The sequence below is a fragment of the Streptomyces sp. NPDC002785 genome (genome assembly GCF_040295565.1).
In the GTDB taxonomy this organism is placed as follows: Bacteria; Actinomycetota; Actinomycetes; order Streptomycetales; family Streptomycetaceae; genus Streptomyces.
This window is the reverse complement of record NZ_JBEOVN010000160.1, coordinates 1-17,656: the sequence shown is the minus strand read 5'-3', so window position 1 is coordinate 17,656 and position 17,656 is coordinate 1. Positions and strand designations below refer to the sequence as shown.

General features: G+C 69.7%; 17 protein-coding genes and 1 pseudogene. 13 read left to right on the top strand and 5 right to left on the bottom strand.

The window, feature by feature from the left end; translation table 11 throughout:
* Nucleotides 1-12: 12 nt before the first annotated feature.
* Nucleotides 13-798 carry an enoyl-CoA hydratase/isomerase family protein gene (locus ABTZ94_RS28460; protein WP_351204815.1) on the bottom strand — a complete coding sequence of 262 codons (786 nt, stop codon included), beginning with the start codon at nucleotides 796-798 and terminating at the stop codon, nucleotides 13-15.
* A gap of 80 nt (nucleotides 799-878) precedes the next feature.
* On the opposite strand from ABTZ94_RS28460, the gene ABTZ94_RS28455 reads away from it, so the two are divergent.
* Together ABTZ94_RS28455 and ABTZ94_RS28450 are read left to right on the top strand one after the other, a co-directional pair.
* Nucleotides 879-1,052 carry a hypothetical protein gene (locus tag ABTZ94_RS28455; RefSeq protein ID WP_351204813.1) on the top strand — a complete coding sequence of 58 codons (174 nt, stop codon included), beginning with the start codon at nucleotides 879-881 and terminating at the stop codon, nucleotides 1,050-1,052.
* 152 nt (nucleotides 1,053-1,204) lie between these two features.
* Nucleotides 1,205-1,660, top strand: coding sequence for an ATP-binding protein (locus ABTZ94_RS28450; RefSeq protein ID WP_351204811.1), 456 nt, complete (start codon nucleotides 1,205-1,207; stop codon nucleotides 1,658-1,660).
* Between the two features lie 39 nt (nucleotides 1,661-1,699).
* Here the strand turns inward: ABTZ94_RS28450 and idi are convergent, their stop codons facing one another.
* The 4 genes and pseudogenes from idi to ABTZ94_RS28430 all read right to left on the bottom strand — a co-directional run.
* Nucleotides 1,700-2,293, bottom strand: coding sequence for an isopentenyl-diphosphate Delta-isomerase (gene idi, locus ABTZ94_RS28445; protein ID WP_351204809.1), 594 nt, complete (start codon nucleotides 2,291-2,293; stop codon nucleotides 1,700-1,702).
* A 149-nt stretch (nucleotides 2,294-2,442) separates the two neighbouring features.
* Nucleotides 2,443-3,711 carry a GNAT family N-acetyltransferase gene (locus ABTZ94_RS28440; protein WP_351204807.1) on the bottom strand — a complete coding sequence of 423 codons (1,269 nt, stop codon included), beginning with the start codon at nucleotides 3,709-3,711 and terminating at the stop codon, nucleotides 2,443-2,445.
* Between the two features lie 207 nt (nucleotides 3,712-3,918).
* Nucleotides 3,919-4,860, bottom strand: coding sequence for a cation diffusion facilitator family transporter (locus ABTZ94_RS28435; protein ID WP_351204805.1), 942 nt, complete (start codon nucleotides 4,858-4,860; stop codon nucleotides 3,919-3,921).
* A 178-nt stretch (nucleotides 4,861-5,038) separates the two neighbouring features.
* Nucleotides 5,039-5,412 (bottom strand): annotated as a pseudogene (locus ABTZ94_RS28430) (NAD-dependent epimerase/dehydratase family protein); the annotation flags it as partial.
* Between the two features lie 249 nt (nucleotides 5,413-5,661).
* On the opposite strand from ABTZ94_RS28430, the gene ABTZ94_RS28425 reads away from it, so the two are divergent.
* From ABTZ94_RS28425 to ABTZ94_RS28375, 11 genes are all read left to right on the top strand, one after another.
* Nucleotides 5,662-7,446 (top strand): DUF5941 domain-containing protein, encoded by a 1,785-nt coding sequence (locus tag ABTZ94_RS28425; RefSeq protein ID WP_351204803.1) that lies wholly within the window; start codon nucleotides 5,662-5,664, stop codon nucleotides 7,444-7,446.
* The gene (locus ABTZ94_RS28420) at nucleotides 7,443-8,180 is read left to right on the top strand and encodes a phosphocholine cytidylyltransferase family protein (RefSeq protein ID WP_351204801.1); all 738 of its coding nucleotides are present in this window, start codon (nucleotides 7,443-7,445) and stop codon (nucleotides 8,178-8,180) included. Before ABTZ94_RS28425 ends, ABTZ94_RS28420 begins: the two co-directional genes overlap by 4 nt.
* Entirely contained in the window at nucleotides 8,168-9,229 is a 1,062-nt protein-coding gene (locus tag ABTZ94_RS28415; RefSeq protein WP_351204799.1) for an iron-containing alcohol dehydrogenase family protein, read from the top strand. Before ABTZ94_RS28420 ends, ABTZ94_RS28415 begins: the two co-directional genes overlap by 13 nt.
* Nucleotides 9,207-9,986 (top strand): CDP-alcohol phosphatidyltransferase family protein, encoded by a 780-nt coding sequence (locus tag ABTZ94_RS28410; RefSeq protein ID WP_351204797.1) that lies wholly within the window; start codon nucleotides 9,207-9,209, stop codon nucleotides 9,984-9,986. Before ABTZ94_RS28415 ends, ABTZ94_RS28410 begins: the two co-directional genes overlap by 23 nt.
* Before the next feature lie 8 nt (nucleotides 9,987-9,994).
* Nucleotides 9,995-10,867, top strand: coding sequence for a glycosyltransferase family 2 protein (locus ABTZ94_RS28405; RefSeq protein ID WP_351204817.1), 873 nt, complete (start codon nucleotides 9,995-9,997; stop codon nucleotides 10,865-10,867).
* A 107-nt stretch (nucleotides 10,868-10,974) separates the two neighbouring features.
* Entirely contained in the window at nucleotides 10,975-11,904 is a 930-nt protein-coding gene (locus ABTZ94_RS28400; protein WP_351204795.1) for an ABC transporter permease, read from the top strand.
* Nucleotides 11,897-12,682: an ABC transporter ATP-binding protein gene (locus tag ABTZ94_RS28395; RefSeq protein ID WP_114247839.1), complete on the top strand. Its 786-nt coding sequence runs from the start codon at nucleotides 11,897-11,899 to the stop codon at nucleotides 12,680-12,682. The genes ABTZ94_RS28400 and ABTZ94_RS28395 overlap by 8 nt, the downstream gene beginning before the upstream one ends.
* 444 nt (nucleotides 12,683-13,126) lie before the next feature.
* Nucleotides 13,127-14,047: a squalene synthase HpnC gene (hpnC, locus tag ABTZ94_RS28390; RefSeq protein ID WP_351204792.1), complete on the top strand. Its 921-nt coding sequence runs from the start codon at nucleotides 13,127-13,129 to the stop codon at nucleotides 14,045-14,047.
* A 29-nt stretch (nucleotides 14,048-14,076) separates the two neighbouring features.
* The gene (gene hpnD / locus ABTZ94_RS28385; RefSeq protein ID WP_351204790.1) at nucleotides 14,077-14,997 is read left to right on the top strand and encodes a presqualene diphosphate synthase HpnD; all 921 of its coding nucleotides are present in this window, start codon (nucleotides 14,077-14,079) and stop codon (nucleotides 14,995-14,997) included.
* Nucleotides 14,998-15,115: 118 nt separating this feature from the next.
* On the top strand, nucleotides 15,116-16,504 hold the full coding sequence (gene hpnE / locus ABTZ94_RS28380) for a hydroxysqualene dehydroxylase HpnE (protein WP_351204788.1): 1,389 nt from the start codon (nucleotides 15,116-15,118) through the stop codon (nucleotides 16,502-16,504).
* Nucleotides 16,501-17,604 (top strand): polyprenyl synthetase family protein, encoded by a 1,104-nt coding sequence (locus ABTZ94_RS28375; RefSeq protein WP_351204787.1) that lies wholly within the window; start codon nucleotides 16,501-16,503, stop codon nucleotides 17,602-17,604. The genes hpnE and ABTZ94_RS28375 overlap by 4 nt, the downstream gene beginning before the upstream one ends.
* Nucleotides 17,605-17,656: the final 52 nt, after the last annotated feature.

Genomic DNA, 17,656 nt, shown 5'->3' with positions numbered 1-17,656 from the left:
CCCATCCGCCCTTTAAACACCCCCTTCGCCGGGGGCGCCCCCGGCCCGTCGTGCCGGGGCCCCGCGCGCCCCCCCGCCCCCCACACCCCCGGCCCCACCCTCCGCGGTGTCGCCGCTGCGCCGCGCCTGCTCCGCCCAGTACGTGTCCCGGTCCTCGCGCCCCGTGGCGAACTCCTTCGCCGCCGCCTGCGTCAGCTGCGAGCGCACTGCCAGAGTCCGAACGTACGAATCGACCCGCTTGTCCAGCTCACCGGCCGAGAGCACCTCGTCCACCAAGCCGGTCCGCAGCGCCCGTGCGGTGTCGATCAGCTCGCCGGAGAACAGCAGATGCTTCGCGGCGGCCGGCCCGACCAGCGCCACCAGCCGCCGGGTCGATGACGCGGCGTACACGATCCCGAGCTTGGCCGGTGTCACACCGAACGACGCACCCTCCTCGGCGAACCGCAGATCGCAGGCGGCCGCGAGCTGGCTGCCGCCGCCCACGCAGTAGCCGCGGACCGTGGCCAGCGTCGGCCTGGGGAACGCGGCCAGCGCCTCCTCGGCCGCTACGGCGAGTGCCTGCGGATCGCCTGTCAGATCCTGGAGAGAGGAGATGTCCGCTCCAGCACAGAAGGTGTCCCCGGCGCCCGTCAGCACCAGCACCCGGACCGCGGGGTCGGCGGCCAGTCGCTCCAGCAGACCGGGCAGCGCGCTCCACATGGCGGCCGTCATCGCATTGCGTTTGGCGGGGTTGCTGATGACGACGGTGGCGACGCCGTCCGCGACAGTGTGCTCCAGCCGGGGTTCCGTACGCTCCATGCGCCGGATGCTATCCGTACGGTTCGAACCTGTGATCAAGAAGGGGTCGCCGAACAGGCACGCACCGCGAGGAGCTTCCCGTGGCCGATCGCGCGGTCGAGGCCGAGAAGCTGAGCCGCGGTTTCGGCCGGCTGCTGCTGATCGGCGGTCTCGGCCTGATTGCGATCGGGGTCGACGGCCGCCGTATCGTCTCCATGGCCTCGGATCAACGGGTGACCGGAGAACTCCCGGACACGCCCATAGGACCGGATTGAAACCGGTCCAAGAGTCGATGCTTTCGCGCACGGTCGGTCAAAACCTGGCGATAGAAGTCGACTTATGTTCAGTAGCACGGTCCGGACCAACTACGCCCCGCACTCTGTACTCGACGTGCAGTCACCACCGAGTCGAGAGCGGGTACCGGACTATGGAGAGCCGCGGGAGTGTCCCCGCCCGGCCCGTGTCGTACGAGGGAGTCTGGCGGTTCACCGCCCCGGCCGTGGACGTCTCCGTACCGCAGGCCAGGCACGCCGTACGCGACCTGCTGAACCGCCAGGGCGTGCCGATGGACGACGACATTGCCGAGGGCCTGCTGCTCATCGTCTCCGAGCTGGTCACCAATGCCGTGAAGCATGCCGCGCTGCTCTCGCCGGAGCTCGCTGTAGAGGTGGCCGTCGGCGCCGAATGGATCAGGGTCTCCGTCGAGGACAACCATCCCTACCGTCCGACGGCCCTGGAGACGGACTACGCGCAGACCGGCGGCCGCGGCCTGTTGCTGGTCCGGGAGATCACCCGGGAAGCGGGCGGCGCCTGCGATGTGGAACACACCGCAGGCGGCGGAAAGATCATCTGGGCGGCGCTGCCGCTGAGCACGCGGCCCTGACCACCCCTGCCTGCTGCGGCACCCGGTGCCGTCGGCCCGCTACCAGCCGGCGGACGGTCCGGTCAGCTCCCTGATCGCCGGCCGTGCGGCATCCAGCACCGTCATGAACCAGGCCGAGAACGGCGCCCTGGCATGCCTCTCGGCCAGCTCGTCGGCCGTCACGAACGCGGTCTCGCCGACTTCCTCCGGGTCCGGGTGCAGCCGGTCCTGTGCCATTCCCACGAAGAGATGGTTGAACTCCTGCTCCACCAGACCGGAGGCCGGGTCGGGGTGGTTGTAGCGGACCGTGCCTGCCTCGGCCAGCAGGGAGGGCGAGACCCCCAGCTCCTCGTGCGTACGCCGGGCGGCGGCGGCGAAGGGCGCCTCACCCGGGTAGGGGTGCCCGCAGCAGGTGTTCGACCAGACGCCGGGGGAGTGGTACTTGCCGAGCGCGCGGCGCTGCAGCAGCAGCCTGCCCTGCTCGTCGAAGAGGAATACGGAGAAGGCCCGGTGCAGTTGACCGGGCGGCTGATGGGCGGCGAGCTTCTCCGCCGTACCGATGGTGGTGCCGTTCTCATCGACCAGTTCGAGCATGATCGCTTCTGCTGTGCCGTTCGACGAGCTGTTCGCCGCGGTGGCTGGTGTGGTCGGCATACCCATCCTTCGCTATGGTCCCGGCCTCGTGCGCCGGTCCCGTCGAGTCTGCTCAAGTCTGCCGTACAAAAGCCGCTTGCCCACACTTCGGGTCCTGGCATGTCCGGCCCCCACGGCGCCACGGGGCACGGCGGGGGCCGGACGGCACGTCAGACGCCGAAAGCCGCCGGGTACCGGATCGTGCCCCGCGGCACGGGCACGGAGTGGTCGAGCGCCAGTGCCATCATCGCCTCGTCCGGCACGTCGAAGCCCGGCCGGATTCCGTACCGGGAGGCCGGTACGAAGCCGAACCTCGGGTAGTACTCGGGATGACCGAGCACCAGGACGAGGGACTCGCCCCGCAGCCGGGCCGCGTCGAGCGCCGCCCGCACCACGGCCTGACCGGCACCCTGCCGCTGACGGTCCGGGGCCGTCGCCACCGGGGCCAGCGCCAGAGCGGGCGCGTCCCCGACCCGGCACCGGGTCAGCAGCGCGTACGCCGCGATGTCGCCGTCCGGGCCGTCCAGCGCGACGTGCCCGAGGCCGGGCAGCCAGGCCGCCGGATCGGCGCGCAGCTCGTCGACGAGACGGGCCTCGTCCGGCGTCGGGAACGCGGCGGTGTTGACGGCGTGCACCGCGGCCCCGTCCGCCGCCGTCTCCGGCCGGGTCGTCCAGCGCGGGTCCGCGGGGCGCAGCACATAGCAGGCGTAGCCGTACTCCGTACCGTGCTCGCGCCGCATGGCCAGCTCCTCGCGGGTCGCCGCGAGCGCCCACTCCATACCGGGAGCCGACAGGTCGGCGGCCTCGACGCGCTCGGCGAGCGGGACGTAGTACTCGTCCCAGTCGCTGTCGGGCTGCACCCGCACTCCGAGGACGTGGTAGCCGGCCGCCACGGCTGCCGCGGTGTTCGCCGCCACGGGGCGCAGCGAGGCCTCCCGCTCCCAGAAGGCGCGGGCCTCGGCCGTCGGCGCGTCCGTCGTCCAAACGCACTCGCTGACGACGAGGGAGCCGCCCGTGGCGAGCAGCCGCTTCCAGTCACGCAGTGCTGTGTCGAAACCGATGATGTACGCGGACCCCTCTGCCCAGACGAGGTCGAACGACCCGTCCTGGAAGTCGGCACCGGGGAGCTCGGCCATGTCGGCCCGGACCGTACGGATGCGGTCGCCGAGCCCGCGGGCCTCGGCCGCCTCGCGCAGTTCGTCGAGGAACGGCTCGTGGAGATCGACGGCGGTCACCTCAGCGCCCGCCTCGGCGGCCAGCAGCAGTGCGGCGCGGCCGGGCCCGCAGCCCAGATCCAGGACGCGCGGACGGTGCGGCAACGGGCCCGCGAGCGCCAGCATCCGCCGGGTGGTGGCATCGGAACCCGGGCTCTGCCGGGGCAGGTTGTGGTGCAGGGAGAAGAACGCCTCGGTACGGACGGCGTGATCGTTGTCGGTCAACGTGGGAACCCTTGTGTGCGAGGGCTCCGGCCAACGTGTCGACCCGGTGCGAGTCGGGGGGCTAGCCGAGAACCCGGGAGATGAAGAGGGACCGGATGCTGCGCCGGGCAGGCGCCGTCGTGACGGTCATCAACCTCAGCTCCTCTCTGACACGGGGAGGCCCGTACACCGTGCCGGGTACACTACACGGCCCCGCTGAACGGCAGTTCAGTGGCAGAGCCTGGCCTCGTGCTCGGCATGGCCGCTGGGTTCCAGCTGGAATGTGCAGTGCTCCACGTCGAAGTGGACACCGAGGCAGCCCTGCAGTTCATGGAGGAGCTTCTCGTGGCCGATCGAGTCGAGCATGTCCTGGCGTACCACCACATGGGCGGAGAGCACCGGCATCCCCGACGTGATCGTCCAGGCGTGCAGGTCATGGACGTCCAGCACTCCGGGCAGGGCGGTGATGTGGGCCCGTACCTCACCCATGTCGACGCCCTTGGGCGCCGCCTCCAACAGCACATTGAGCGTCTCCCTGAGCAGCTTCACCGTACGGGGGACGATCATCAGGCCGATCACCAGCGAGGCGATCGGGTCGGCGGCCTGCCAGCCCGTGGCCAGGATGATTCCCGCCGAGATCAGCACGGCGAACGAGCCGAGCGCGTCCGCGAGCACCTCCAGATAGGCGCCGCGCACATTGAGGCTGTCCTTCTGTCCGCGGAGCAGCAGCGACAGGGAGACCATGTTGGCGACCAGGCCGACCAGGGCGAAGATGATCGTCAGTCCGCCCCTGGTCTCGGCCGGGGTGATGAAGCGCTGGATCGCCTCGAAGAGCAGAAAGCCGCCCACGCCGAGCAGTAGCAGACAGTTGGCCAGGGCGGCGAGGATCTCGGCGCGGGCGAAGCCGAAGGTGCGGTTGAGCCCGGCCGGCCGGTTGGCGAAGTGGATCGCCAGCAGCGCCATGCCCAGACCCAGGGCGTCGGTCGCCATGTGGGCCGCGTCGGCGATCAGGGCGAGCGAATCGGAGAGCAGTCCGCCGACGATCTCCACGATCATCACGGTGAGTGTGATGTACAGCGCGATCCGTAGCCGTCCCTTGTACGCGGCAGCTGCCGTGCCGGTGGGCGGCGGCCCGCCGTGTGTGTGCCCGTGGTCGTGCCCTGCCCCCATGGGGATGCCTCCCGGTCATCTCGCGGACTCGGACGCGATCTGCCCGAGCAGTGTCAGTCAACTACGGGTGGGGGGTATCGGGCAACACGATACTGAACACCGTTGTCATATGCTCTGACCTGCGGAAATGGCTGCAGGTCGGGGCTGTGGGGCAATCACGGACCGCTCGGTTGCCGCGTGCCTCGGGGTGGTGCAGGAAGCGCCACACACCGGCAGCGACGGCCTCCGGGGGGCGGTCGGCCCGGCCGTGTTCTCCCGGTGGTGCAGCAGCGGCTTCTCGACGGACTCGCCGAGCCGCTTCTTCGCTGCGAGATGCGCCACACCGGTCACGGCGTACTGAGTCGGTACCCGGTCGGGCGGCGTAGGGCCGGCGGCCGGGCCCCGGACCAGCGGGACGTCGGCGGGGAGCCGCTCGACGGCACAGGTCGAGAGTTCGTCGAGGACGACCACCCGCTCACCGGCACCCACCATGGATCGCATTACATGTGCACCGATATATCCCGCTCCGCCTGTGATCAGCCATTCATGCGGGTCGGCCCAGGTATGTGCCATCGCGTTTTGTCAGCCGAGGCGGGGATCGACGATGATGATCGCGGGCGGCGCAGCATGATGCCGGTCCATCCCGAACGGAGCACAAACGGGCCGTGAACTCCCGCTTCCGTTCATCCGATAGCCTCTGCCGACGTGCCACCGGCCCGCTTTTGGGCCGCACTGTCGCGCGCCGACCCCGTCAGCACCAAGGAGTGAGTTCGTCTGTCGACCGCCATCCTCACCGGTGCACCGGTACCCGGATCGTCGCTCGTGGACGATCTGCGGTCACTGGGCCTCGACGTACAGATCGCCGCCGATGTGACCGAGGCCGCACGGCTGCTTTCGGAAGTCCCCACCGACCGTCGCGTCGCACTGGTCGACCCCCGTTTCGTCGGCCATGTTCATGCCCTCCGGCTGGGGCTGACCGACCCGCGCTTTCCCGCGGCCACCGTGCCCGGTGCGCTCACCGCGCAGCCGGAGGCACGCCCCGCGCTCGTCCGCGCCCTGAGCACCACCGCCACGGCCATCGGCGCGGGCGTCCCGACCGGCCCGGGCGCGACCACGGCGACGGTCACCGACCGCACCGTGCCGGGCCGTCTGGCCGTCACCATGGACGCCGAAGGCACCGCTGTGCAGCGCCCCGAGCTCGGCTCGCTGGTCGCGACCGTTCCGGTCGATGAGTCCGCGCGCACCACCGCGCAGAGCGCCGTCGCCGCGGTCGACGACGAAGCGGTACGACTGCGCAGCGCCGTGAAGGCCCACGACGGCTTCTTCACCACGTTCTTCATCAGCCCGTACTCCCGCTACATCGCCCGCTGGTGCGCCCGCCGCGGGTTCACACCGAACCAGGTCACCACCGCATCCCTGCTCACCGCGCTGATCGCGGCGGGCAGCGCGGCGACCGGCACCCGCGGCGGCTACATCGCCGCCGGACTGCTGCTGCTCTTCTCCTTCGTCCTGGACTGCACCGACGGGCAGCTCGCCCGTTACTCGCTGCAGTACTCGACGATGGGTGCCTGGCTGGACGCCACCTTCGACCGGGCCAAGGAGTACGCGTACTACGCGGGACTCGCGCTCGGCGCCGCCCGCGGTGGTGACGACGTATGGGCCCTGGCCCTGGGCGCTATGGTGCTCCAGGCCTGCCGCCATGTCATCGACTTCTCGTTCAACGAGGCGAACCATGACGCGGTGGCCAATTCGAGCCCCACGGCAGCCCTTTCCGACAGGCTCGACAGCGTCGGCTGGACGGTCTGGCTGCGCCGGATGATAGTGCTGCCGATCGGCGAGCGTTGGGCGATGATCGCGGTGCTGACCGCGGTGACCACGCCCCGGATCGTCTTCTACGCCCTGCTCATCGGCTGCGCCTTTGCGGCCTGCTACACCACCGCGGGCCGCCTGCTGCGTTCGCTGACCCGCAAGGCGGAGCGCACCGACCGTGCCGGCCGGGCTCTCGCCGACCTGGCCGACTCCGGTCCCCTTGCCCAGCTCGTGGCGGCACGGGGTCCCCGGATCGGGGGCTCCTGGAGCGCACCGGTGATCGCGTTCGTCGGCGCGGGGGCGCTGATCGCCGCCGCTCTGCAGCAGCCGTTCGGCAGCAAGCAGATGATCTTCGCCGCGGTCTTCTACGCGATCTGCTCGGGCGTGGCCGTCGCCCGCCCCCTCAAGGGTGCCCTCGACTGGCTCGTACCCCCGATATTCAGGGCGGCGGAGTACTGCACCATCCTCGTTCTCGCCGCCCGCAGCGATGTCCCCGGAGCCCTTCCCGCAGCCTTCGGGCTGGTCTCGGCCGTCGCCTACCATCACTACGACACGGTGTACCGCATTCGCGGCGGCACCGGCGCGCCGCCCCAGTGGCTGGTACGCACGATCGGTGGGCACGAGGGCCGCACCCTGGTGGTGGCCGTACTCGCCGCCGTACTCACTCAGCATTCAGCGTTCACCGTGGCACTCACCGCTCTCGCGGTGGCTGTGGCACTGGTGGTGCTCGTGGAGTCCATCCGCTTCTGGGTGTCCTCCGGAGCACCCGCCGTACACGACGAAGGAGAACCCGCATGATCGGCCTCGTACTGGCAGCCGGTGCAGGACGGCGTCTGCGTCCCTACACCGACACGCTCCCGAAGGCCCTCGTGCCTGTCGACGGCGAGAAGACGGTCCTGGACCTGACGCTGGCCAACTTCGCGGAGATCGGCCTCACCGAGGTCGCCGTCGTCGTCGGCTACCGCAAGCAAGCCGTGTACGACCGCAAGGCCGAGCTCGAGGCGAAGTACGGCGTGACGCTCACCCTGATCGACAACGACAAGGCCGAGGAGTGGAACAACGCCTACTCCCTGTGGTGCGCCCGTGACGTCCTGACGCGCGGCGTCATCCTGGCCAACGGCGACACGGTCCACCCGGTCTCCGTCGAGAAGACCCTGCTCGCCGCCCGGGGCAACGGTCAGAAGATCATCCTCGCCCTCGACACGGTGAAGCACCTCGCCGACGAGGAGATGAAGGTCATCACCGAGGGCGACAAGGGGGTGCGACGCATCACCAAGCTGATGGACCCGGCCACCGCGACCGGTGAGTACATCGGCGTCACCCTCATCGAGCCGGAGGCCGCCGCGGAGCTCGCCGACGCCCTGAAGGCGACGTTCGAACGCGACCCCGACCTCTACTACGAGGACGGCTACCAGGAGCTCGTGAACCGCGGCTTCACCATCGACGTGGCCCCCATAGGCGAAGTGACGTGGGTCGAGATCGACAACCACGACGACCTCGCGAAGGGCCGTGAGATCGCGTGCCAGTACTGACCCGGCTCATCCCGTCCCCGGTCGTCGTCGACATCCGCCGCGGCGCCCTGGACGATCTGGCCGGCCTCCTCGCAGACCAGCGGATCTCCGCCTCCGGCAAGCTCGCCGTCGCGATCAGCGACGGTTCGGGGCGCGCCCTGCGCGAGCGGCTGGCCCCCGCGCTGCCCGGCGCCCACTGGTACCCGGTCGCCGACGGCACCCTGGACTCGGCCGTCAAGCTCGCCGACGACATCAAGGGCAACCGGTACGACGCCGTGGTCGGCCTCGGCGGCGGCAAGATCGTCGACGTGGCGAAGTACGCCGCGGCGCGTGTCGGCCTGCCCCTGGTCGCGGTGGCGACGAACCTCGCCCACGACGGTCTCTGCTCGCCTGTCGCGACACTGGACAACGACAACGGCCGGGGCTCCTACGGGGTGCCCACCCCGATCGCTGTCGTCATCGACCTCGACGTCGTCCGCGAGGCACCGGCCCGCTTCGTGCGCTCCGGCATCGGCGACGCGGTCTCCAACATCTCCTGCGTGGCCGACTGGGAACTCGCCCACGAGGTCAAGGGCGAGGAGATCGACGGACTCGCCGCGGCCATGGCCCGGCAGGCCGGCGAGGCGGTGCTGCGCCACCCCGGCGGGATCGGCGACGACGACTTCCTCAAGGTGCTGGCCGAGGGCCTCGTGCTGACCGGTATCTCGATGTCGGTCGCCGGGGACTCCCGGCCGGCCTCGGGTGCCTGCCACGAGATCAACCACGCCTTCGATCTGCTGTACCCCAAGCGTGCGGCGAGCCATGGCGAGCAGGTCGGCCTCGGTGCCTGCTTCGCCATGTATCTGCGCGGTGCGCGGGAGGAGTCGCTGCTCATGGTGGCCACCCTGCGCCGCCACGGTCTGCCCGTCCTGCCCGAAGACATCGGTTTCACCGCCGACGAGTTCGTCCAGGCCGTCGACTACGCCCCGCAGACCCGCCCGGGACGTTTCACGATCCTGGAACACCTCAACCTGTCCACCGATCAGATCAGGGACGCGTACGCCGACTATGCCAAGACCATCAGTAGCTGAACTCCGCCCGGTCGTTCACCCGGACGGAGTGAAGGACCGGCGCAGCGGTGAGCACTGGGCCGGGCGCATGTACATGCGGGAGATCTCGCTGCACATAGACCCGTACCTGGTGAACACGAAGATCACGCCGAACCAACTCACCTACCTGATGACGGTCTGCGGCGTCCTTGCTGCCCCGGCCCTGCTGGTGCCCGGGATCGTGGGCGCCGTCCTCGGGGTGGTGATGGTCCAGCTGTATCTGCTGCTCGACTGCATCGACGGCGAGATCGCCCGCTGGAGGAAGCAGTTCTCGCTCGGCGGCGTCTACCTGGACCGCGTCGGTGCCTACCTCTGCGACGCCGCGGTGCTGGTCGGCTTCGGCCTGCGCGCGGCCGATCTGTGGGGCTCTGGGCGGATCGACTGGCTGTGGGCCTTCCTCGGCACCCTCGCCGCCCTCGGCGCTGTCCTGATCAAGGCCGAGACCGACCTCGTCGGCGTCGCCCGTCACCAGGGCGGACTGCCGCCCGTCAAGGAGGCGGCGTCGGAGCCGCGCTCGTCCGGTCTGGCCCTGGCTCGCAGGGCCGCCGCGGCGCTGAAGTTCCACCGCCTGGTGCTCGGGATCGAGGCATCTCTGCTGATCCTGGTCCTGGCGGTCCTGGACGCGGTCAGGGGCGACCTGTTCTTCTCCCGGCTCGGCGTCGCCGTCCTGGCCGGTATCGCCCTCGTGCAGACGCTGCTGCACCTGGTGTCGGTCCTGGCGTCGAGCAGGCTGAAGTGAGCACCCCCATGAAGCTCGGCGCGGTCATCATCACGATGGGCAACCGCCCTGAAGAGCTGCGCGCCCTCCTCGATTCGGTCGCCGAACAGGACGGCGACCGAATCGAAGTGGTGGTCGTCGGCAACGGCGCCCCCGTACCGGACGTCCCTGCGGGTGTACGCACCGTCGAGCTGCCCGAGAACCTCGGCATCCCGGGCGGCCGCAATGTCGGGATCGAGGCCTTCGGCCCGTCGGGCGCCGATGTGGACGCGCTGCTCTTCCTCGACGACGACGGACTGCTGCCGCTCACCGACACCGCCGAGCTGTGCCGGCAGGCGTTCGAGGCCGACCCCGAGCTGGGCATCATCAGCTTCCGTATCGCCGACCCCGACACCGGTGTCACCCAGCGTCGCCACGTGCCCCGGCTGCGGGCCTCCGACCCGATGCGCTCCTCGCGTGTGACGACCTTCCTCGGCGGCGCCAACGCCGTACGCAGCAAGGTCATCGCCGAGGTCGGACCGCTGCCCGGCGAGTTCTTCTACGCGCACGAGGAGACCGATCTCGCCTGGCGTGCACTGGACGCAGGCTGGTTGATCGACTACCGCGCGGACATGGTTCTCAACCACCCGACGACCGCCCCTTCGCGGCACGCGGTGTACCACCGTATGGTGGCCCGCAACCGGGTCTGGCTGGCCCGGCGCAATCTGCCGGCGCCGCTGGTCCCCGTCTACCTCGGTGTGTGGCTGCTGCTGACCCTGCTGCGCAAGCCCTCCGGTCCGGCCCTCAAGGCGTGGTTCGGCGGCTTCCGGGAAGGCTGGTCCACGCCGTGCGGAACCCGCCGCCCGATGAGGTGGCGCACGGTATGGCGGCTGACCAGACTCGGCCGACCTCCCGTGATCTGAGAGGCTCTCCTCTGAGAGCATGAGACGTACGTTTTCTCTACGGGACCTGTCCGCTCCGAGCCGCGCCCGCGACTGGCTGCGCATCTTGAATACGAGAGTTTCATCTGGTGAGTGACACAACCCATGATGGTGCGGTCGCACTGAGCACCCCACCATCCGCCGACGACGGCCTGAGCTCGGCCGAGATGGCCGCCAAATACGGCCTGACGGTGAGCGGCGCCCGGCCAGGGCTCTTCGAGTACATCCGGCAGCTCTGGGGCCGCCGCCACTTCATCATGGCGTTCTCCCGAGCGAAGCTGACCGCCCAGTACAGCCAGGCGAAGCTCGGCCAGCTGTGGCAGGTGGCCACACCGCTGCTCAACGCCCTGGTCTACTACCTGATCTTCGGGCTGATCCTGGGTACCAGGAAGGGAATGACCCAGGAGGTCTTCATTCCGTTCCTGGTGACCGGCGTCTTTGTCTTCACCTTCACCCAGAGTTCGGTGATGGCGGGTGTGCGGGCCATCTCCGGCAACCTGGGACTGGTCCGGGCGCTGCACTTCCCGCGCGCCTCGCTGCCCATCTCGTTCTCGCTGCAGCAGCTCCAGCAGCTGTTGTTCTCGATGATCGTGCTCGCGGTCGTGGCCATCGCCTTCGGCAGCTATCCGGGTCCCTCCTGGCTGCTGATCATCCCGGCGCTGGTGATGCAGTTCTTCTTCAACACCGGCCTGGCGCTGATCATGGCCAGGCTCGGCAGCAAGACCCCCGACCTCGCCCAGCTGATGCCGTTCGTCATGCGGACCTGGATGTACGCGTCGGGCGTCATGTTCTCCATCCCGGTGATGCTGAAGGACAAGCCGGACTGGATCGCCGACGTGCTCCAGTACAACCCGGCCGCCATCTACATGGACCTGATCCGCTTCGCGCTGATCGACGGCTACGGCTCGGGGAACCTGCCGGCGCACGTCTGGGGCGTGGCGCTCGCCTGGGCGGTCCTCGTCGGGGTCGTGGGCTTTGTGTACTTCTGGAAGGCAGAGGAACGGTACGGCCGTGGCTGACGACAACACTTCGGGACGCGTCCCCACCGTCATCGCCGACGACGTGCACATCGTGTACCGGGTCAATGGCGCCGGCGGAGGCAAGGGAAGCGCCACCGCGGCGCTGAGCCGGATACTGCGCCGCGGCAAGGGCGAGTCGCGCGGCGTGCGGAAGGTGCACGCGGTACGCGGTGTCTCCTTCACCGCCTATCGCGGCGAGGCCATCGGCCTCATCGGGACCAACGGCTCCGGCAAGTCGACCCTGCTGCGGGCCATCGCCGGTCTGCTTCCGACCGAGCACGGCAAGGTGTACACGGACGGCCAGCCGTCGCTGCTCGGGGTGAACGCGGCACTGATGAGCGATCTGACCGGCGAGCGCAACGTGGTGCTCGGCGGTCTCGCGATGGGTATGTCGCGCGAGGAGATCCGCGAGCGCTACCAGGGCATCGTCGACTTCTCCGGCATCAACGAGAAGGGCGACTTCATCACGCTGCCGATGCGGACGTACTCCTCCGGTATGGCCGCCCGGCTGCGTTTCTCCATCGCCGCCGCGAAGAACCACGACGTCCTCATGATCGACGAGGCGCTGGCGACCGGTGACCGCAAGTTCCAGATCCGCTCGGAGAAGCGCATCAGGGAGCTCCGCAAGGAAGCGGGTACCGTCTTCCTGGTCAGCCACAGCAACAAGTCCATCAGGGACACCTGCGACCGGGTGCTGTGGCTGGAAAAGGGCGAACTGCTGATGGACGGTCCGACGGACGAGGTCCTCAAGGCGTATGAGCGCGAGACCGGGAAATAGTCGATTCCGGGCCCCGTGAACCCGAGATGGCCTCCGCCGGAACTCTCCGGCGGAGGCCGCCTGGTGTCCGGATCGTGGACTTCTCACGGGGTCCACCACCCCCGGCGGTACGCCCCGCACACGATCTCCTCCCGTCGGATGACGTCAATTTCCTTGCGCACGGGGAAGGTTGGCAGGGCGGGGCGCGCTGTTCTTCTGCGCGTTACACCCCGAGGTATCGATGAGGGTTGTACAACGTAAGCTGTAGCGGTGCTGATTCGTTGCAAGTGGGGCGATACTGCCTGGCCATACGGCCTGCAGGCGTGCTCCGCACTCGGCAGAGCGGGCGGCGTGTCCGGAATGGGATGTTTTGGGTCAGCGGTGTAGAACGGGAGATGTGACGGCTATGACGGAAGGTCTCCAGCTCCGAGGTGCTCACGCCGTCCCAGCGCCGGGCGGTCGGTGGTGACCCGTACCCGCCAGGCGCACCCCGATGCCGCCGTGCCCAGCACCCTCGACAAGGCCGTGGACGAGAACTTCCCCGTAGCCCCCTTCTTTCTCCCGCGCGCCTGGCGCGACGACCTGATGGCCGTCTACGGCTACGCCCGTCTCGTCGACGACATCGGCGACGGCGATCTCGCCCCCGGCGGCGCGGATGCCCGCCATCTCGGGCTCGATCCGGCGCAGACCGAGGACCGGCTCGCCATGCTCGATGCATTCGAGGCGGATCTGCACCGGGTTTTCGACACCGCGGGCGACGGCCCGAGGCACTCTCTGCTGCGTGCCCTGCGCCCCACTGTGCGGCGCTGCGAGCTCACCCCCGATCCCTTCCTCGGCCTCATCGAGGCGAACCGGCAGGACCAGAAGATCCGCCGCTACGGGACGTACGAGGACCTCGTCTCCTACTGCGAGCTCTCCGCCAACCCCGTGGGCCGACTTGTCCTGCAGATCACCGGAACCGCCGGCCCCGAACGCATCCGCCGCTCCGACGCCGTCTGTACGGCCCTGCAGATCGTCGAGCACCTCCAGGACGTCACCGAAGACCTCGGCCGCGACCGGATCTATCTGCCCGCGGACGACATGGCCCGCTTCCATGTCCGCGAAACCGATCTGGCCGCCCCGTCGGGGGGCGCATCGGTGCGTTCCCTGGTTGCGTACGAAGCAGAACGCGCCAGGGAACTGCTGAATGAAGGAACCCCCCTGGTGGGTAGCGTCCACGGCAGGCTCAAGCTGCTTCTCGCCGGATTCGTGGGAGGGGGGCGCGCCGCCCTCACCGCGATCGAGGCTGCCGGGTTCGACGTACTGCCCGGACCGCCCAAGCCCACCAAGCCCAGCCTGCTGCGCGAAGTGGGAGTTGTCTTGCGAAGAGCGCGTAGAGAGGGGTGAGCCGGACCGTGGAGGGACAGACGACGTATATGTCGGCACCGGTACAGGCTGCATACAGTTACTGCGAGGCGGTCACCGGACAGCAGGCGCGTAACTTCGCGTACGGCATCAGGCTGCTGCCGACCGAGAAGCGACTTGCCATGTCGGCGCTGTACGCCTTCTCCCGTCGTGTCGACGACATCGGTGACGGTGAGCTGGAGCCGGAGACCAAGCGGACCCGCCTGGAGAGCACCCGCACGCTGCTGGACCGGATCCGCAACGGCGGGATCGATGAGGACGACACCGACCCGGTGGCCGTCGCGCTCGCCGACGCCGCACGCAGATTCCCGCTCCCGCTCGGCGGGCTCGACGAACTCATCGACGGCGTGCTGATGGATGTGCGCGGTGCGACGTACGAGACCTGGGACGATCTCAAGGTCTACTGCCGCTGTGTCGCGGGCGCCATCGGCCGCCTCAGCCTGGGCGTCTTCGGCACGGAACCCGGCGCTCCCGGCGTCGACCGGGCCGCGGAGTACGCCGACACGCTCGGCCTCGCGCTCCAGCTGACCAACATCCTGCGCGACGTACGCGAGGACGCGGGCAACGGGCGTACGTATCTACCCGCCGACGACCTCGCCAAGTTCGGCTGCTCGACCGGCTTCCACCGGGCCACCCCGCCGCCTGGCGCCGACTTCGCAGGCCTGGTCCACTTCGAGGTACGGCGCGCCCGCGCCCTGTTCGCCGAGGGATACCGGCTGCTGCCGATGCTGGACCGGCGCAGTGGCGCCTGTGTCGCGGCCATGGCGGGCATCTACCGGCGGCTGCTCGACCGGATCGAGCGCGACCCCGAGGCGGTGCTGCGCGGCCGGGTCTCGCTGCCCGGCCACGAGAAGGCGTATGTCGCGGTACGTGGACTGTCGGGCCTCGATGCGCGATACATCTCCCGCCGCACGGCCAGGGGGCGTGTCTGATGCGCCGTACGGACATCTCGCGCAACATGTGCATCTCGGAGAGTCGCTTCGACCAGCGGTCAACCCTCTGGTGTACTGACGCGTCCTTGACTGAAGTGACCTGGCGAAAGGAGGACGCATGACAGACGACGCCCCGTGTTCCTCCCGCGCGGTCGTGATCGGCGGCGGACTCGCCGGAATCACCGCGGCCCTGCGTCTCGCCGACGCCGGGCTTGACGTGACCCTGCTGGAAGGGCGGCCCAGGCTCGGCGGACTCGCCTTTTCCTTCCGGCGTGGCGAACTGACGGTCGACAACGGACACCATGTCTATCTGCGCTGCTGCACCGCCTATCGTTGGTTCCTCGACCGCGTCGACGGGACGCGGCTGGCACCACTGCAAAACCGTTTGGACGTGCCCGTTCTCGACGTCGGGCGCCCCTCCGGCCCCCGGTTGGGACGGCTGCGCCGCAATGCACTGCCGGTGCCGTTCCACCTCGCCACCGGACTCGCCGGCTATCCGCATCTCTCGCTCACCGAGCGGGCGAGCGTCGGACGAGCCGCACTGGCGCTGGGTCGCCTGGACCCGGACGACCCGGCGCTCGACGCCATTGACTTCGGCAGCTGGCTCGCCCGTCACGGGCAGTCGCCGCGCACCATCGAGGCCCTCTGGGACCTGGTCGGCGTCGCCACACTCAACGCCACCGCGCCGAACTCCTCGCTGGCCCTCGCCGCGAAGGTCTTCAAGACCGGACTCCTCTCCGAACCGGGCGCCGCCGACATCGGCTGGGCGAGCGTGCCACTGGGCGAGGTGCACGACACACTGGCCCGCAAGGCCCTCGACTCCGCCGGGGTACGCACCGAGCTGCGTACGAAGGCAGGCTCCATCACCCGTACGGAGCGCGGCGGCTGGCTCGTCGACACCGGCGGCGAACGCATCGAGGCGGACACCGTCGTCCTTGCCGTCCCCCAGCGCGAGACCCACGACCTGCTGCCCGAAGGCGCACTCGACGAGCCGGAGCAGCTGCTCGACATCGGCACATCGCCGATCCTCAATGTGCACGTCGTCTACGACCGCAAGGTGCTGCGCCGCCCGTTCTTCGCCGCGCTCGGCTCCCCGGTCCAGTGGGTCTTCGACCGCACGGACGCCTCGGGCCTCACTGGGCCCGGGCAGTATCTGGCGGTGTCCCAGTCCGCCGCCGACGAGGAGATCGACCTCCCCGTCGCCGAGCTGCGAAAGCGCTACCTGCCCGAGCTGGAGCGGCTCCTTCCGGCCGCCCGCGGGGCCGGGATCAGGGATTTCTTCGTCACCCGGGAGCGAACGGCGACCTTCGCCCCCGCCCCCGGCGTCGGCCGACTGCGGCCCGGAGCCCGCACCCGTACCCCCGGCCTCAGCCTGGCCGGAGCCTGGACGGCCACCGGCTGGCCCGCGACGATGGAGGGTGCCGTCCGCAGCGGGTTCAGCGCAGCGGACGCCGCGCTCCGGGCGCTCGGCCGCATCCATGAACATCCGCTGCAGGAGGCGGCATGAGCAGTACCACCGGAACAAGAGGAGAGTCAGTGACCCCGGCGAATCCGGCTTTCGACACCGTGGCCGACACCACGGACGTCACCGCGCTTCTGGAGCGCGGACGGGCCCTTTCCACGCCGGTGCTCCGGGCCGCCGTTGACCGGCTCGCACCGCCCATGGACACCGTCGCCGCCTACCACTTCGGCTGGATCGACGCCCAGGGACGGCCCTCAGTCGGCGATGGCGGCAAGGCTGTGCGCCCGGCGCTCGCCCTGCTGTCCGCAGAAGTGGCCGGTGCCGCCGCCGAGGCCGGCATCCCCGGCGCAGTGGCCGTCGAACTCGTGCACAACTTCTCGCTGCTGCACGACGACCTGATGGACGGCGACGAACAGCGCCGCCACCGGGACACCGTCTGGAAGGTGCACGGCCCCGCCCAGGCGATCCTGGTCGGCGACGCGCTCTTCGCGCTCGCCAACGAGATCCTGCTGGAGCTCGGCACCGTCGAGGCGGGCCGCGCGGCCCGCCGACTGACCGTCGCCACCCGCAAGCTCATCGACGGGCAGGCCCAGGACATCTCCTACGAGCACCGCGAGCGGGTCACCGTCGAGGAGTGCCTGGAGATGGAGGGCAACAAGACCGGCGCCCTGCTCGCCTGCGCCTGCTCCATCGGCGCGGTCCTCGGCGGCGCCGACGACCGGACCGCCGACACCCTGGAGGCGTACGGCTACCACCTCGGCCTCGCCTTCCAGGCCGTCGACGATCTGCTCGGCATCTGGGGCGACCCCGAGTCCACCGGCAAGCAGACCTGGAGCGATCTGCGCCAGCGCAAGAAGTCCCTGCCGGTCGTCGCCGCGCTCGCAGCGGGCGGACCGGCCTCGGAGCGCCTCGGCGAACTGCTCGCCGCCGACGCCAAGAGCAGTGATTTCGACAGCTTCTCCGAAGAGGAGTTCGCCGCCCGTGCGGCGCTCATCGAGGAGGCGGGCGGCCGCGAATGGACCGCCCAGGAGGCCCGTCGACAGCATGCGGTCGCCATCGAGGCACTGCACCGGGTCGAGATGCCGCAATCCGTGCGGGCGCAGCTCACAGCGCTCGCGGACTTCGTCGTCGTACGAAAGAGATGATCACCATCTGCTCCATATGACTCGCAGTCGCCGGCCGGTGCCCGTCCCGGGC

Bases quoted from the DNA above. Each gene is read 5' to 3' on its own strand.
- ABTZ94_RS28420 (WP_351204801.1), top strand. From the start codon at position 7,443: ATGATCGGCCTCGTACTGGCAGCCGGTGCAGGACGGCGTCTGCGTCCC.
- ABTZ94_RS28375 (WP_351204787.1), top strand. From the start codon at position 16,501: ATGAGCAGTACCACCGGAACAAGAGGAGAGTCAGTGACCCCGGCGAAT.
- ABTZ94_RS28435 (WP_351204805.1), bottom strand. From the start codon at position 4,860: ATGGGGGCAGGGCACGACCACGGGCACACACACGGCGGGCCGCCGCCC.
- ABTZ94_RS28410 (WP_351204797.1), top strand. From the start codon at position 9,207: ATGCCAAGACCATCAGTAGCTGAACTCCGCCCGGTCGTTCACCCGGAC.
- ABTZ94_RS28405 (WP_351204817.1), top strand. From the start codon at position 9,995: ATGAAGCTCGGCGCGGTCATCATCACGATGGGCAACCGCCCTGAAGAG.
- idi (WP_351204809.1), bottom strand. From the start codon at position 2,293: ATGCCGACCACACCAGCCACCGCGGCGAACAGCTCGTCGAACGGCACA.
- ABTZ94_RS28460 (WP_351204815.1), bottom strand. From the start codon at position 798: ATGGAGCGTACGGAACCCCGGCTGGAGCACACTGTCGCGGACGGCGTC.
- hpnD (WP_351204790.1), top strand. From the start codon at position 14,077: ATGTCGGCACCGGTACAGGCTGCATACAGTTACTGCGAGGCGGTCACC.
- hpnE (WP_351204788.1), top strand. From the start codon at position 15,116: ATGACAGACGACGCCCCGTGTTCCTCCCGCGCGGTCGTGATCGGCGGC.
- ABTZ94_RS28450 (WP_351204811.1), top strand. From the start codon at position 1,205: ATGGAGAGCCGCGGGAGTGTCCCCGCCCGGCCCGTGTCGTACGAGGGA.